This window comes from Pseudoalteromonas sp. P1-26, from assembly GCF_001401795.1.
Lineage (GTDB): Bacteria > Pseudomonadota > Gammaproteobacteria > Enterobacterales > Alteromonadaceae > Pseudoalteromonas.
Window position 1 is genome coordinate 1 of sequence record NZ_LKDX01000049.1, and the last position, 15,196, is coordinate 15,196.

Annotated in this window: 14 protein-coding genes; 7 read left to right on the plus strand and 7 right to left on the minus strand. The window is 40.0% G+C overall.

Features of this window, described 5'->3' with window-relative positions; all coding sequences use genetic code 11:
- Positions 1–136 precede the first annotated feature (136 nt).
- The gene (locus AN394_RS17890) at positions 137–934 is read right to left on the minus strand and encodes a M48 family metallopeptidase (RefSeq protein ID WP_055022170.1); all 798 of its coding nucleotides are present in this window, start codon (positions 932–934) and stop codon (positions 137–139) included.
- Between the two features lie 192 nt (positions 935–1,126).
- Here AN394_RS17890 and AN394_RS17895 point away from each other — a divergent pair, with 192 nt between their 5' ends.
- Positions 1,127–2,317, plus strand: a complete 1,191-nt coding sequence (locus tag AN394_RS17895; RefSeq protein ID WP_055022171.1) for a Bcr/CflA family efflux MFS transporter — start codon at positions 1,127–1,129, stop codon at positions 2,315–2,317.
- Positions 2,318–2,385: 68 nt separating this feature from the next.
- Here AN394_RS17895 and grpE read toward each other — a convergent pair whose 3' ends face one another.
- Positions 2,386–2,994 carry a nucleotide exchange factor GrpE gene (gene grpE / locus AN394_RS17900; RefSeq protein WP_054551515.1) on the minus strand — a complete coding sequence of 203 codons (609 nt, stop codon included), beginning with the start codon at positions 2,992–2,994 and terminating at the stop codon, positions 2,386–2,388.
- 58 nt (positions 2,995–3,052) lie between these two features.
- A complete protein-coding gene (locus AN394_RS17905; protein ID WP_055022172.1) occupies positions 3,053–3,997 on the minus strand; it encodes an HrcA family transcriptional regulator in 945 nt (314 codons plus the stop codon).
- A 120-nt stretch (positions 3,998–4,117) separates the two neighbouring features.
- Between AN394_RS17905 and nadK the strand changes: the two genes are divergently transcribed.
- From nadK to AN394_RS17925, 4 genes are all read left to right on the plus strand, one after another.
- Entirely contained in the window at positions 4,118–5,002 is an 885-nt protein-coding gene (gene nadK, locus AN394_RS17910) for an NAD(+) kinase (RefSeq protein WP_054561709.1), read from the plus strand.
- Positions 5,003–5,096: 94 nt separating this feature from the next.
- Positions 5,097–5,660, plus strand: coding sequence for a hypothetical protein (locus AN394_RS17915; RefSeq protein WP_054561710.1), 564 nt, complete (start codon positions 5,097–5,099; stop codon positions 5,658–5,660).
- Positions 5,661–5,728: 68 nt separating this feature from the next.
- On the plus strand, positions 5,729–7,402 hold the full coding sequence (recN, locus tag AN394_RS17920; RefSeq protein WP_054561711.1) for a DNA repair protein RecN: 1,674 nt from the start codon (positions 5,729–5,731) through the stop codon (positions 7,400–7,402).
- A 47-nt stretch (positions 7,403–7,449) separates the two neighbouring features.
- On the plus strand, positions 7,450–7,848 hold the full coding sequence (locus AN394_RS17925; protein WP_054561712.1) for a hypothetical protein: 399 nt from the start codon (positions 7,450–7,452) through the stop codon (positions 7,846–7,848).
- Positions 7,849–7,926: 78 nt separating this feature from the next.
- Here AN394_RS17925 and AN394_RS17930 read toward each other — a convergent pair whose 3' ends face one another.
- Positions 7,927–9,522: a hypothetical protein gene (locus AN394_RS17930; RefSeq protein WP_152966936.1), complete on the minus strand. Its 1,596-nt coding sequence runs from the start codon at positions 9,520–9,522 to the stop codon at positions 7,927–7,929.
- A gap of 316 nt (positions 9,523–9,838) precedes the next feature.
- Between AN394_RS17930 and AN394_RS17935 the strand changes: the two genes are divergently transcribed.
- Both AN394_RS17935 and AN394_RS17940 read left to right on the plus strand, forming a co-directional pair.
- Complete coding sequence (locus AN394_RS17935) at positions 9,839–11,881, plus strand: ATP-binding protein (protein WP_054561714.1); 2,043 nt, start codon at positions 9,839–9,841, stop codon at positions 11,879–11,881.
- Positions 11,882–11,947: 66 nt separating this feature from the next.
- Positions 11,948–12,409 (plus strand): hypothetical protein, encoded by a 462-nt coding sequence (locus AN394_RS17940; RefSeq protein WP_054561715.1) that lies wholly within the window; start codon positions 11,948–11,950, stop codon positions 12,407–12,409.
- Positions 12,410–12,431: 22 nt separating this feature from the next.
- On the opposite strand, the gene AN394_RS17945 is transcribed toward AN394_RS17940, so the two are convergent.
- The 3 genes from AN394_RS17945 to AN394_RS17955 form a co-directional block, all read right to left on the minus strand.
- Positions 12,432–13,124: a response regulator gene (locus AN394_RS17945; RefSeq protein WP_054561716.1), complete on the minus strand. Its 693-nt coding sequence runs from the start codon at positions 13,122–13,124 to the stop codon at positions 12,432–12,434.
- 13 nt (positions 13,125–13,137) lie between these two features.
- Positions 13,138–13,350 (minus strand): hypothetical protein, encoded by a 213-nt coding sequence (locus AN394_RS17950; protein WP_235575464.1) that lies wholly within the window; start codon positions 13,348–13,350, stop codon positions 13,138–13,140.
- 424 nt (positions 13,351–13,774) lie between these two features.
- Positions 13,775–15,190 (minus strand): FAD-dependent oxidoreductase, encoded by a 1,416-nt coding sequence (locus AN394_RS17955; protein ID WP_054561717.1) that lies wholly within the window; start codon positions 15,188–15,190, stop codon positions 13,775–13,777.
- Positions 15,191–15,196 lie beyond the last annotated feature (6 nt).

Below are 15,196 nucleotides of genomic sequence, written 5' to 3' on the forward strand. Positions count from 1 at the left end.
AAAGCTGAAAGCTGAAAGCTGAAAGCTGAAAGCTGAAAGCTGAAAGCTGAAAGCTGAAAGCTGAAAGCTGAAAGCTGAAAGCTGAAAGCCTGTAGTCATCACTGAGTACAGGCTTTTTAATTTCTATAGATACTCTTTACAGTTTACACTGTGGGGTTTTGCCTTTTGCTTTAGCGGCTTGTTGGGCTTTTAATGCATCCGACATGTGCTTTTGAAGCTCTTTGATGCGGTTACCTGGTGCAGGGTGAGTCGACATAAACTCTGGGGTACCGCTACTACCAGCTGCACTCATATTTTGCCAAAGCGACACTGATTGCTCTGGGTTAAACCCTGCTTTTGCCATTAAATCTAAGCCAACAATATCTGCCTCTGATTCATGTGAGCGGCTAAATGGCAAAACAATACCATACTGTGCGCCTAAGCCTAAGGCTTGCATTATTTCGCCGCGATATTGCACATTCCCCATATCAAGTGCTGCACCACCAACTTGCAGACCTGTTTGTAACAATGCATTTTGTGATACACGTTCATTAGAATGCTCAGCAATAACGTGTGCAACCTCGTGACCTAGTACCGTTGCCAGTTGGTCTTGATTTACAGCAACTTTTAATAAACCTGTATGAACGCCAATATAACCCCCCGGTAATGCAAATGCGTTTGCTGAGTCTTCTTCAAACACAACAACTTCCCAAGACTGCTTTGCATACTCATTAGGTAAAACGGCAATAACATCATCGGCAATACATTTCACATAAGCATTGACGCCAGGGTCTGTATTAACAGGCTGTGTTTTTTTCATTTCAGCAAAGCTTGCTTGACCCATTTGGCTCATTTGTTGGTCTGAATAAAGTGCGATTTGTGTACGCCCTGTTGGAGAGGTTTTACAGCCAGCTAAAACAGCGGTGGCTAACACTGCCATGATTAACTTTTTCATACTAGTCCTTCAAATACTTAGTGTAATTGTGGCTAATATAGCAAAGCATTGCTTAATTTTATATGAAAATGAACAATCACCCGCTCAGTTGTTATCATTTAGTTAATTCTTTTACTTAGCAGGCAAACTAAGTTCACCACAGTAACTCACACTGCTACAATAGTGACCTAATGTTTGATGAATGAGTAAACAATGCCTTCCCCTGAGACTTTAAATAAACGCATTTTATTACCTTTACTGGCAAGTATTGTCGCAATTACGCCTTTAGCAATTGATTTATATTTACCGGCGATGTTGGTGATTGCCAACGACTTACAAACTACCATGCCAAATGTGCAAATCTCGCTCAGTATTTATTTGGCGGGTTATGCCCTGGGTATGTTGTTCTTTGGCCCGATAGCCGATGAGCTTGGTAGGCGATTACTCGCTAAGGTGGGTTTAGCGCTATTTGGCATCAGCTCATTAGCACTGGCATTTTGTACCAACATCGAATTATTTTGGTCTTTAAGAGCCGTGCAAGCATTCACTGGCGCTGCTGCAACCGTCGTAGTGCCGGGTATTATTCGCCACATTTACCGAGAAAACACCGCCAAGGGCATGTCTTATGTCTCGATGATTATGATGGTTGCCCCGTTAATTGCCCCTACTCTAGGCTCATTAATCATGGGAATTTCGACATGGCAGGTCATTTTCATCGCATTAGCTGCTTATAGTTTTGCCATTTTAGCTTTGGTGCAAATTCATTTAATCGATATTCCAATCTTTAAGAGTCAGCAACGTGGTTTGGCACTGTTCTTTAATAGTTATAAAACGGTATTTTCTCGTCGTAGTGCCCTTGCCGATATTGCCAGTTCAATGTTTGCCTCATTCGCATTCTTTTGCTTTTTAACATCGGTACCTTATGTATATCTCGATTTCTTCAAAGTAGATGAGCAATTGTTCGGTGTGTTATTCGCCTTTAACGTGCTGGCTTTAATGTTCGGTAACTTTATGAATACACGTTTAGTGCCGCGCTTGGGTTCTCGTAAACTGTTATTTATTGGGCTAGGTATTGGCTTTGTGTCTGGCGGGGCATTGTTGTTATTCAGTGTGATGCATTTATCGCTGTATTTTATCGTTGCCACCATCGCACCACTGATGATGAGCTTGGGTATTGTCGCGAGTAATGCAGACTCATTAATACTGATGCAATTTGAGGAAAAGTCAGGCACTGCAACAGCTGTTATTGGTACCCTGAGATTCGGCAGTGGCGCTTTAGTTGGGCCTATCCTTGCTTTTGTTCACCCACAAAGTGCGATTCCATTTTCTGCTATGATGTTCAGCGCACTGATACTGATCTTACTTGTACAGCTTTGGCATCGAAAACGATACCAATCGACTTAAATATTGAACACAATTGTAATAAAAAAAATGCCTGTAATTAACAGGCATTTTTTATATCTCTTTAAAGCTTATTCAGCTTCTTTCGATACCATAACCATTGCAGGGCGTAATAAACGGCCATTTAATGTATAACCTTTTTGCATTACTGCAAGAACAGTATTTGGCGCTACATCATTGCTTGGCTGAATTGACATTGCTTGATGGAATTCAGGGTTAAATTGTTCACCCTGTGGGTTAACAATTTCAACACCGAATTTTGATACCGCATCATTAAAGCTCTTAACAGTCATTTCGATACCTTCAAGCACAGGCTTAAGCTGCTCATTTTCTTTATCAGAAAACTCAATCGCACGCTCTAGGTTATCGATAACAGGTAGTAATTCGTTAGCAAACTTTTCAAGTGCAAACTTATGCGCTTTTTCTACATCTTGAGCGGCACGACGACGCATGTTCTCAACATCTGCAGCAGCACGAACAACACTGTCTTTTTGATCGTTGATCGTTTGTTTAGCCGCTTCTAATTCGCTGTGTAGTAGTGCGATTTCAGCTTCAGGGCTCATTTCTTCGCCGTCAACTTGTTCAGCCGCTTTTTCTGCAGCTTCTACTTCAGCTTGCATTTGTTCAAATTCTTCGTTTAGTTCAACTTCTTGCTCTGGTGATTTTGTCTGCTCAGACATAGCTTACATGCTCCAATTCTTTACAACTGCGGTAATTATGGGGATTGAATTAAAAGATTCAAGAGGCTGATGAGCCGATTAACTTAAATTCTTGGATGATTGCTTCTATTTGCGCTGATTTTGGACAAATTACACAAAATCGGCTCTGGTATTCATGGTTATTAAAATAAGGAACGCTGATCACCATCAACTCATTACAGTCTGTAAATGGCAACTGTTCTGTGTTTAACACTGATAACCCATTTTTAAATGCGAGTTTATCTTCAACAAAATTTAAAAACGATACACCAATGTTTAAACTGGTTTGGCAATCAACTTGGCGGTAAAGGTAATTTTCACCTACCACAATGCTGTTATCTGAACCGAGTTTTTGACTTAATTGCCGAGTCCATTGTGTTAAAGAGTCATGGCAATTATGTGGTGCAGTGGCTGCCATTGCTTGCATTCGATATAAGCCTTCCATTAAGGTTTGCTGGCTGAATACGGTATTAAGCCAAGTGGCAAACTGGTAACGAACGGCATCAGATGAATCTTCAGGTTTGGTAATGCAAATATTATGGCTTTGCCCTGCTCTATCGATGAGTAGAATAAGCCAATTACTACCATCAAAATCAAGCACCTCTACTCGAAAGACCAGCTGAGAGCTGACTTGAGGTAAGCCTACACAACAACACACCTTATAACGCTGACTCAAGCCATGGGCGAGCTCAACTAATTGTGCTTGCTCGGGCTGCCAATATGTTGCAATTTCAGGCAGAGCAAAAAACTCAGTAAGCCAATAATCAAACCCGGCATTGGTAGGTACGCGGCCAGCAGAAGTATGTGGCGAATAGAGTAAGCCCACTTTTTCTAGCCGAGCCATTGCATTGCGCACAGTAGCTGAACATACCGCCATGCCTTTTTGCTTGGCAATACGGGTAGAGGCAACAGGCTGACCTTCACCGTTACAGTAAAGGCTCATTACAGCTGAAAAAATTTGTTGGTCACGCGGATTTAATTTCATAATTTATACATCTTGGTACTTGCCAGTGGATATTTGGGCGCAGCAAGTTTATTTCAAGTTATTTTCAAAGCATTAGTTTTTAATGTAATCTAGCGATATGAAAGTTTAAGTGCAAATAACATGGATTCACCGTTTAAAACCATAGGTTTAATTGGCAAACCTAATCACAGCGGAGCAGCTGCCACACTTGCTCGCCTGCACACATTTTTGCGAGCCTTGGGTTTTGAAGTGCTAGTAGAACAGCGCACCGGCCGCCAACTTGAAGACCTTCCTCGAGAAAACCTTGTTAAATTGGTAGATTTAGGTGAACGTGCAGACTTAGCCATAGTCGTCGGCGGTGATGGCAATATGCTTGGCGCAGCTCGAGTTTTAGCGCGTTTTGATGTTGCCGTAATTGGTGTAAACCGTGGTAATTTAGGCTTTTTAACTGATTTAAACCCAGAAGGTTTCGAAGCCAGCCTTGAACAAGTATTAAGTGGCCAGTTCCTCGAAGAAAAACGCTTCTTGCTTGAAGTTGAAGTATATCGCCATGCCGAACTCAAAAGTGCTAACTTGGCAGTGAATGAAGCAGTACTTCATGCCGATAAAGTTGCTCATATGATTGAGTTTGAGGCCTTTATTAACAACGATTTTGTATTCTCGCAACGCTCAGACGGTTTAATTGTTTCAACACCTACAGGCTCAACTGCTTATTCATTATCTGGTGGCGGGCCGATTTTGACGCCAGAGCTTAATGCGATTTCACTTGTGCCTATGTTCCCGCACACATTATCAAGCCGCCCTCTTGTGGTTGATGCTGATAACGAAGTGCGTTTAAAGCTCAGTCTTGAAAATACTGATAGCTTGCAAGTCAGTTGTGACAGCCATGTGGTTTTAGCTGTATTACCTGGCGATGAAGTGGTGATAAAAAAAGCAGATAAGCGTCTGCGCTTGATCCACCCTAAAGAATACTCTTACTACAATGTATTAAGAAAAAAATTAAACTGGGGAAGCCGTTTATTTTAAGCGGCTTTTTTATCTCAATTGATTGCCAAGGCACATTGAATAGCGCAAAATAATCAAACTTAATGCTGTACTTTTTTAAGGATTCTAAGGCGAAATGAGCTATATCGTTTTTCTTGCTCTGTTATTACTGATCACCTTGCTAGGTTGTTACTGGATGGTTGAGAGCAACCGTCGCAAGGCTATTGAAGCTGAAAAAAAACGTTTTAATCAACGAGTAAAAGAAATCAATAATGATTTTAAAGATAAGTTAATTGATTTCAGCGAGAGTAAAATTATTCGTCCGAAGAACATCTCGCGTTTGAGCATGATCACTAGCAATTACTTTGTTGTACAAGCCCATAACGAAGAAAACCTCACATATCTTGAATACGTTAGTGATTTACTGCTCAACACAATAATTATGGAAGCCAGTAAAGCACAAAACCCAGAACAGATTGATCAGCTTGCAGACAGATTACAGTATTTCATGGCTGAATTACCTTATAATGGTATTGAATATAACAAAGCGTTTTACCAAGAGTCCCTTCCATCACTGATTGAAGTAATTAAATATCAGCCCCCCGCCGATTTACAAGACGATCAGCCGCCAGCCCAGAGCACACAAGCGTCAGACGATTCCACACCAGAAAATCAATTGTCAGAATTAAGCAAAGCTTAAAAATTTAATTTGCAAAACCCGAAAACACTGTATAAATTAACAGTTAATTAGCTGGATGGATAAACAGTATGTTAATCGGGTTAGAAATTAAAAACTTTGCCATTGTAAGTAATTTAAGTACTGAGTGGCACAATGGTATGACAGCCATTACAGGTGAAACAGGTGCGGGGAAATCAATTGCAATTGATGCCCTCTCATTATGTTTAGGTGAACGCGCTGATGCTGGTGCCGTTCGCCCTGGTACTGATCGTGCAGAAATATGCGCACAATTTGATATTAGCCAACTCCCTCTTGCCCAACACTTTTTAGAGCAACATTTACTCTCAAACAACGAAGGCGAATGTTTACTACGCCGTGTTATTTGCAAAAATGGCCGTAGCAAAAGCTATATTAATGGCAGCTCAGTTACCGCTGCACAGTTAAAAGAGTTGGGTCAGTACTTAATTTCTATTCACGGCCAACATGCCCATCAACATTTATTAAAAGCTGAACACCAGCTACATCTGCTTGATGCCTATGCCGGCCACAATCAGTTATTAGCTGATGTTAAAGAACGCTTTAAAGCCTACCAAGCCTTACTCAAAGAATTTAACCAGCTTGAACAACAACAGCAGCAACAGGCCGCTCAAAAGCAATTACTTGAGTATCAAGTAGCCGAACTTGATGAATTTGCTCTGCAACCGGGTGAATTTGAAGAGATTGAAGCTGAGCATCATAAACTAAGCCATAGCCAGACTATTTTAGAGTCATGCCAACGTGAGCTACAACACTTATACGAAAGTGATGAGCAAAGTGCGTGTTCATTATTGCAACATAGTGCTCAACAATTTGCAGAACTAGCAAGCTACGATGAGAGCTTATCTAGCATAGCATCACTACTGAGTGAAGCTGCCGTTCAAGTTGAAGAAGCAAGCCGCGAGATACGCAGCTATGTTGATGTTACCGACTTAGACCCAGCACGCTTAGACGAAGTTGAAACTCGTTTAACAGGTGCTATGGATCTTGCCCGTAAACATCACATAAAGCCAGAAGAGCTTGTTGAGTTTCACCAGTCAATCTCTGAAGAATTAGCATCAATTAGTTATAACAGCGACCGCCTTGTGGCACTTGAAAGCGAAATCAGCGATGCCCTTGAGCAATACAAACAAGCAGCTCAACTATTAAGTGAAAGCCGCCATAGTTATGCTGATACGCTTAATCAGTTAATTAGTGATAGCATGGCGAATTTATCGATGGAAAACGGCAAGTTTGCTATTGATATTCAACAAGCTAGCGATAAAGCACCAAGTGCAATGGGTTTTGATACTGTGTCGTTTTTAGTATCGACCAACCCAGGTCAACCGCTACAAGCACTGTCTAAAGTGGCCTCTGGTGGTGAGTTATCGCGCATTAGTTTAGCTATTCAGGTCATTATTGCTCAGCGAGTTACTACCCCGACCCTCATTTTCGATGAAGTTGATGTGGGTATTTCAGGCCCTACAGCTTCTGCAGTCGGCAAGCTATTACGCCAATTAGGTAAATCAACCCAAGTTATTTGTGTAACTCACTTGCCACAGGTTGCAAGTTCTGGACATCAGCAATTTTTTGTAGCCAAAGAAATTGCAAACGGCGAAACCTTTACGCAAATGAATAAACTTTCAAAAGATGGCCGTATCGATGAAATTGCCCGACTACTCGCTGGTGACAACATCAGTAAAATGGCAAGAGCGAATGCCAAAGAGCTTATTAGCGCACATGCATAAGTTAATAGTTAATACTGTTGAGAGTTTAAGTTGGTTAGAGTTTAGAAATGAATATTAAAAATATGGGTACCGCTTTAGTGCTTGGCTTGATTGCACTGAGTTCAAGCCATTCACAGGGTTCAACAGCTGATTCAGCTTATCAAGGTGCGCAATTAATCGTTATTTTATTTGAATGTATTTTAATTGCCCTCCCGACTACCGCATTTTTGTTGGTTATTTGGAGTCGTTGGAAGCATTTACGTTTTAAGCAGTTACTACAAACTGTGTTAAATTCATCGTTAGTTTTCATGCTTATTAGCCTAGTAACAATCAATCAATTAACACAGAGTATGTCGTCTTGGTTGATTGCTTTAGCAGTCAGCCATACATTGCTGGTTGGTATTAGTTATTTACTAGTTAAGCAACACACTAATAGAGTGAAAAGTACCCTCACAGGCTGTTGGTAAATAAAATCATCGTTAAATATACAAAATCGCGAAGCAAAAATGCTTCGCGATTCTTTAAGTACACATGACTTAGTTAGCTTACTCAATTTCGCTGGCGAAATTAATCAAGTTCATAAATAAACGGTCTGTCATACTTGAAACACCTGTACCCTCAGTATAGTTACCAACTTTACCTTGATTGGTAAGCATCCCACTATCTGATAAAAGAATGTCACCCGTTTCTGAATCAAGCACTATCGTTGGTAAGCCATCTTGGTTTACAGCTAACACTTGCGTACCCACTGGCATTTCAGAGAAGTATCCTTTAGCACCACCTGCTTGATAGAAACTAGTTACACCACCAAATGGACCAGCAAAAATAGCCTGTTGAGCTTGAGTACCTACACCTTCAGGATTTTGTGTATTTGGACCATCAACATAACCAACACGAGTAACCGTGTAGCCCCATTTCGCATACACTTTTTCATTTGGCATATCAGAATCGGCTGCAATAATAGTGACATTGCCTGATTTTTTTGACCAGTTATAAAGCTCTAGGATTTCAGCATCTGTGAAATCTGTATCATAGAAACTACCCATATAAAAGATATCTGTCTCATAACTATCGATAGCAGCTTCAGTGATAGAGTTTGCTGCAGCAAAATCATGATTTATTGAAACTGTTTTATTAACAATTCCACCTTCGCCAAAATTTGTAGAGCTCATAAGTTTTGCAATAGGCTCATAAAATAACTTCCCATTCAAAGTATAGTTTTGCCAAGTTGCTTTTCGCTCTTTATCGATACTCGTGATAACAAACGACTCCGCACCAGTGCTACAGGTTGGCTGAGCATAGCACGCAACCGGTTTTAATGTATTAAGTGCCAAATCGTTAATACGCATAGGGTAAGTACCCATTGCACATGTTTTCCCCGTTTCAATCGACGCTTTATACAGCTTAGTTACATTGTGATTACCTTGGTCATTTATTACTTCACGAGAAATAAGCAGCTCACCATTTTGATCAAGTGCAGCACCTGTTACCGTTGTTAAACCATGTTCAGACTTTTTCGATAACTCAAGTGTAGAAAGATCCAAAGAGAAAATGCTGGTTGCAGAAATCAAATAGACTTCACCATTTTTAACAACCATATCACCACGGAAAATATCTAAGCTATTACCATAGCCAGTCATATTACCTACAAACTGTGTCTCGCCAGAATCTGGATAAATAATATAAAACTTACTGCCTTTAGAGCCGTAGATAACATCACGGTTTGGATCATACGCTAAACGAGTCATTGGACTTGTTCTAGCAACTTCTGTGTGCTTATTTGTTTCCATATCAACATAGGCTAATTTTGTGTATTTATACTTTTCGCCTTTGATTGGTAAGTCTTTTAATTCATCATCTGATAAATTCAATGAGCTTGGGTCTAACTTATATGTTAAAGCGCGTGGCGCCGAAACATAATATAAACGATTACGAGTACTATCGAACGCCATTGCAGCTGAAGAAAACTTCGCTTTAGAATGGATAGCTGCTGTTTGCGCTTGTTCATCAAGCGAAAAAACAACGCCTAAATGACCTCGACCAGAGTTAATACCATACAACTCGCCTGTGCAGCTATTTGCCGAAGCATCAGCAGTTACGGCTCCGCATACCATCAATACAGATAGAATAGATTTTTTCATTGTGTTTTCACCTGAAGAATTAACCAAAACTTTATTATTAGCAAAAATGATAAATAAATTATTTATCATTAACCTAATTATGTATAAATTATGTCCAAGCTAATTCTAGGCTTCAGTCGATTGAATACAATCAGAAATTTTTGATAATGGTATGAAAAGGCTAAAAACAATAAAATATAGGCCTTTAATACATAAAGGATACAACTTTTCTATTAAGCAGCTGTTAACTCACTTTAAAAGCAGTGATTACGTACTCCATAATTTGCACACAATTGCTGGTTAGTATAAGAACACATTAAGCTTATTCTAACCACAAATGAAATACTCTTTACTTATCGCTACGTGTTTACTGTCTTTTTCGTGTGTAGCAACCTCACTGCCCAGCTCTCTATTAAATCAAGTCACTGACCTTGAGAACCAAGGCAGGCTCAGTGAAGCACTCACTATTCTTGAGCAATACAAAGATAATAATACCGCTACATCGACCACCGAAATTGCTATGGCACAAGCGCCTCTTTTACGTAAACAAGGTCATTATAACGAGGCGATAGAACTGCTAACGCCATTACAAAAGCTTGCTAGCTTGAGTAAAAAAGACCAATACCACATTCAAAAAGAGCTAGGGATCAACTACCGTCGCCAAGTAAAAACAATAGAAGCAAAAAATCATTATATGGCAGCCTTAGCACTTGCAAATGAGCTTGAAGACAAAAACCTACAAGCACAAAGCCATAGCAATTTGGGTTCACTATACGACACGCTTAATGATCTTGAACAATCAATGCATCATCAAGTAAAAGCACAAGCGTTATTGGAAAACAGCGATAATTATGAACTAGTTGCCACTAATTTTTATAACTTAGCAAACCTTGCTCACAGGCTTGATGACCTCTCGCAATCTGAGTACTTCTATAAAAAAGCACTCGAGTTTGATATTAAAACCAAAAACCAAATGAATATTGCAGATACCAGCTTACAGCTAGCCAAGCTGGTGTATAAACGAGGCGATTTAGAGCAGGCTCTTCCCTTATTAAATACCGCCTATACACGATTAGCCGACGTCAATGCCTATGAGAATATGGCGACGGCGAAGCATACGTTGATGCAATTGTATTTGAAAATAGGCAACCAGCATATGGCATTGAGTAGTGCTGAGTCTGGGCTTAACGCAGCGCTTAAATCTGGCTCGGCTTTAAGTAAAATTTACTCTTACTTTAACTTAGTTGAATTACATTTAGCACTTAAAAACTCTGAGCTAATTGGTCTCTATTTAAGTCGAACAAAAGAGTTGTTAACTGATATTGATAACCGCTTATTGAATCAAAAACAGCACGGCTATACCGCAATTTATGCTGAACTTATCGGTGATTACAAGCTAGCTGCTGAGCAGCTAAAGCTTGAAAGTAAACTGGCCGCGTCTTTATTTGAAGAGCATTTAAATAAAGCCGTGGAAAAGAATAAAAAGCAATTAACAGCAATCGAGCAACAGCAACGTATTGATGATGAAATTCAAAAAAACAAACTCGCAACTGCACAAATGAATAACCAGCGACTAGAAAAACAAATTTGGTTGTTATCTGCTGGTATTGTTTTGTTGTTTAGTACCCTTGCGTTAGTACTCTATTACTTCAAGCATCGAAAAGCGTTATTTAAAGCCAAGCTTTATCAATATAACTTAATTGAAAAAGACAAAATGCTTGCTGATATCTCTCATGAATTACGCACTCCACTGAGTGTATTGAAACTGCATATAGAAGCGCTTGAGCTCGATATTCAAGAAAACCGCGATCTCGCCTACAGCAAAATTAATGGCAAGATAGCGCAACTTAATAACTTAATTTCAGATGTATATCAGTTATCTCAAGCTGAAAACAAAACCCTGACATTGAACCTTCACCAATATAATGCCGCGCAAATTTTTGCTGAATACGAGCAAGACATGCGCCGTTATGTTTGCAGTCATCAGCTCACATTTTTTGCTGACATTGTTATTGCTGATGATGTTGAAATCACGGTAGATAAACAAAAGCTCGACCAAATCCTCAACAATATTTTTACTAATGCGTGTCTATACACAGACACCCCAGGCCATGTCCGACTTAAAGTTCGGGCCAACAAGCAAGAGCTGTTTATTCAAGTCGATGATACTTCTCCGGGTGTCGGTAAAGCTCATATAGGTAAACTTTTTGACCGTTTATATCGTGTTGAAGAGTCTCGTAGCCGCGCATCGGGGGGTTCTGGTTTAGGACTGTCAATTTGCCAGAGTTTTGTCGAATTGATGTCAGGTACTATTAACGCATTACCAGGTAAGTCAGGTGGCTTATGTATCAGAGTATTACTGCCTTTAGGGAATAAATAAGCCTCTCCATTTTTCCACCACATTTTATTGCTTAAATAGCACTATAAACTACTGTGGAATGGAACCATGTCAGAGTCATTAAAGCACGCTCAATGGGCAAAATCTGTTGAGCGTAAACACCGCCAAAGCAAAGTTAAAAAAACCAAAAAGTCGCCACTGCCAATTTACGCGGCCCTTGCCAGCATAATGTTAAGTGCAGGACTCTATTATGCAAGCTACGAAAAGCCAATAGAGTACCCTCCACTATCTGAAGCAGCTAAACAACGTATCTCCCAGTTCTTTGCAAAGCAATTCTTAATGGGCCAGTGGCGCTTAAATCAAATAAAGTACTCAACTAATGCGATTCAGGTCTATGTACAAACACCTACCGCGATAGCCCTTGAAGGTGAGGCGTTAAGTCAATATTTACATTATGCGTTGTGCCCTAGTCCTAGCAAACGCATTTGGCAAGATATTCAAGCAAGAGAATTATCAGTGTATGTGTTCAGCCATTCTATTCGAAAAGGTGAACGTACTTTGTGTAACTGATATGAAAGCGATGAACGCCAAATCAATTGATTTGACGTTCATCATAGCGATAGCCTGCACCGTAAACGGAAGCGACTATCTTAGGAGAGAACTGTAAATTCTTTAGTTTTTTGCGAATATTTTTGATATGACTGTCGATTACGCGGTCGGTAATATCAAAGTTATTGGGTTGGATATGATCAAGTATCTGCTGTCTTGAAAAAACGCGCTTAGGGGCTTTATACAAAAGCTTAAATACGTCAAATTCCACTTTAGTTAAACCCAAAGACACGCCTTTAATCTCAACTTCAAGCGCATCTTCGTTTAAACAAATAGTAGCTGGCGTTTCAACAGTTTCATTGCTATTAGATACCGGCGCGCAGCGCCTTAAAATAGCTTTAACACGCATCACCAGCTCTGCACCGCTAAAAGGTTTACAGACATAGTCATCAGCACCATGTTCTAACCCTTTTAACCTATCAGCCTCTTCGACTTTAGCGGTTACCATAATAATAGGCACCATAGAAAAAGCGCGGATCTGCTTCATGCACTCCACGCCATCTAAATTGGGTAACATTACATCTAGAATTATTGCATCAGGATTATTTTCTTTAACCCACGACACCACAGCACTGCCATCAGTGATGTGGTGAGTAGTAAAGCCAGATGCATTGAAGAACAACAGCACTTGTTCTGCAATATCTAAGTCGTCTTCAACGACTAATATCTGCGGCATTTTTATTTCCGTTTTATATTTTTTTTATTGTTTTTAGTTGTTGCTTCACCATCGCTTTAAGGGCGTCTGATAAGGTCTCATCTAGTAAAACCATAGTCAGAATATCGTGCAGGTCTTCACTATTCATGACCTCATTGAGTAAATCATTTTCAGATTTTGAACTTGGCTGAAAAAAGCTTAACTGCTCGTTATTTGTGTGTTCGCAAAACATTTTCTTTTTATCCATGTTGTTAGCATCAAATATTCAGATGGGCTTCTGCCTCTGATAAACATTAAAACGCAACAATATGGAGCAAATATGGAGCTAGTACGAAATAATGAATTTTTTCTATTTAACTGTAAAATTCATTCGTAGATTGTAGGTAATAAGCGTTATTTTTTCATTATTTTTCTGAATCTTGATTTGATTATCAAAACAGCTAATACCATTTCGCTTAATTAAGTGATCTATTTTGAGGCAATAAAACCTCGTTGATAGCAAGGCAAAAATTTCGTTATTTAGTTGTTCTAAATCAGATATTTTTAACGCAGATAGCGACAGGTTTAATCCCTCTAAATGATTAAGTATTATTGCGGATTGGTATAAAACTAGGCAATAAAAAAGCAAGCTAGGCAGCTTGCTTTTAAAAATGTTGAATGGAGCTTTAGAATTAAACGTCTAAGTAATCCATAATCCCTTCAGCGGCATTTCGGCCTTCGAAAATAGCCGTTACCACTAAATCTGAGCCGCGGACAATATCGCCACCAGCAAAGATTTTCGGGTTAGTTGTTTGGTGAGTAAACTCACCTTTTTCTGGTGCATTGATACCACCCCAATGATTGATTTCAACACCGTACGGTTCTAACCAATCCATTTTATGAGGTTTAAAACCAAACGCCATGAGCACTTTGGTTGCTTCAATAACATGCTCAGAATCAGCTACTTCTTCAGCACGACGACGACCATTTTCGTCCGGCTCACCAAGTTGCGTTTTCACCATCTTAACGCCAGCAACTTTCCCTTGCTCATCAACCACAATGCCTTTAGGTTGAACGTTAAAGGTAAATTCTACGCCCTCTTCACGGGCATTTTTAACTTCACGTTTTGAGCCTGGCATGTTTTCTTCGTCACGACGATAAGCACAGGTTACTTTTGCAGCACCTTGTCGAATAGAGGTTCTCACACAGTCCATTGCTGTATCACCACCGCCTAACACGACGACTTTTTCGTTCGCCATATCGATATAAGTTTGCTTATCTTCTGCATAGCCCATAACTCGGTTTGTGTTACCAATTAAGAACGGCAGTGCATCAAACACACCATCAGCATCTTCGTTTTCAAGGCCTGCACGCATACTTTGATAGGTACCAACACCTAAGAATACGGCATCATATTCTGCTAAGATTTCATCAAGCGTAATATCAACGCCAACTTCAGTGTTTAGCTGAAACTCGACACCCATTTCAGTGAAAATTTCACGACGCTTTTGCATTACTTCTTTTTCAAGTTTGAATGAAGGAATACCAAACGTAAGAAGACCACCGATTTCTGGGTGACGGTCAAACACCACAGGCTTAACACCGTTACGTACTAAAATATCCGCACAACCTAAACCAGCTGGGCCTGCACCAATGATAGCCACTTTTTTGTCAGACCAAACCACATACGACATATCTGGTTTCCAGCCCATTTTAAATGCCGTATCAGTGATGTACTTTTCGATATTACCGATAGTGACAGCACCAAACTCTTCTTCAAGTGTGCACGAGCCTTCACACAAGCGATCTTGTGGACAAACTCGTCCACACACCTCTGGTAAGCTGTTTGTACGGTGAGACAGCTCTGCCGCTTCTAAAATACGGCCAGTACGAATGAGCTTTAACCATTGTGGAATATAGTTATGTACTGGGCATTTCCATTCACAGTACGGGTTACCACAATCTAAACAGCGATCCGCCTGTGAGTTAACTTGTGTCTCAGAAAACGGCTCGTAGATTTCTACGAAAGATTGTTTACGTGCTGAAATTGGCTTTTTACGCGGATCTACACGTTGTACATCGATAAACTGGTATACATTTTCGCTCATACTACC

Excerpts from the sequence above, each read along its gene's own strand:
- AN394_RS17890 (WP_055022170.1), bottom strand. The coding sequence starts at position 934 with ATGAAAAAGTTAATCATGGCAGTGTTAGCCACCGCTGTTTTAGCTGGC.
- AN394_RS17895 (WP_055022171.1), top strand. The coding sequence starts at position 1,127 with ATGCCTTCCCCTGAGACTTTAAATAAACGCATTTTATTACCTTTACTG.
- grpE (WP_054551515.1), bottom strand. The coding sequence starts at position 2,994 with ATGTCTGAGCAGACAAAATCACCAGAGCAAGAAGTTGAACTAAACGAA.
- AN394_RS17905 (WP_055022172.1), bottom strand. The coding sequence starts at position 3,997 with ATGAAATTAAATCCGCGTGACCAACAAATTTTTTCAGCTGTAATGAGC.
- nadK (WP_054561709.1), top strand. The coding sequence starts at position 4,118 with ATGGATTCACCGTTTAAAACCATAGGTTTAATTGGCAAACCTAATCAC.
- AN394_RS17915 (WP_054561710.1), top strand. The coding sequence starts at position 5,097 with ATGAGCTATATCGTTTTTCTTGCTCTGTTATTACTGATCACCTTGCTA.
- recN (WP_054561711.1), top strand. The coding sequence starts at position 5,729 with ATGTTAATCGGGTTAGAAATTAAAAACTTTGCCATTGTAAGTAATTTA.
- AN394_RS17925 (WP_054561712.1), top strand. The coding sequence starts at position 7,450 with ATGAATATTAAAAATATGGGTACCGCTTTAGTGCTTGGCTTGATTGCA.
- AN394_RS17930 (WP_152966936.1), bottom strand. The coding sequence starts at position 9,522 with ATGAAAAAATCTATTCTATCTGTATTGATGGTATGCGGAGCCGTAACT.
- AN394_RS17935 (WP_054561714.1), top strand. The coding sequence starts at position 9,839 with ATGAAATACTCTTTACTTATCGCTACGTGTTTACTGTCTTTTTCGTGT.
- AN394_RS17940 (WP_054561715.1), top strand. The coding sequence starts at position 11,948 with ATGTCAGAGTCATTAAAGCACGCTCAATGGGCAAAATCTGTTGAGCGT.
- AN394_RS17945 (WP_054561716.1), bottom strand. The coding sequence starts at position 13,124 with ATGCCGCAGATATTAGTCGTTGAAGACGACTTAGATATTGCAGAACAA.
- AN394_RS17950 (WP_235575464.1), bottom strand. The coding sequence starts at position 13,350 with ATGGATAAAAAGAAAATGTTTTGCGAACACACAAATAACGAGCAGTTA.
- AN394_RS17955 (WP_054561717.1), bottom strand. The coding sequence starts at position 15,190 with ATGAGCGAAAATGTATACCAGTTTATCGATGTACAACGTGTAGATCCG.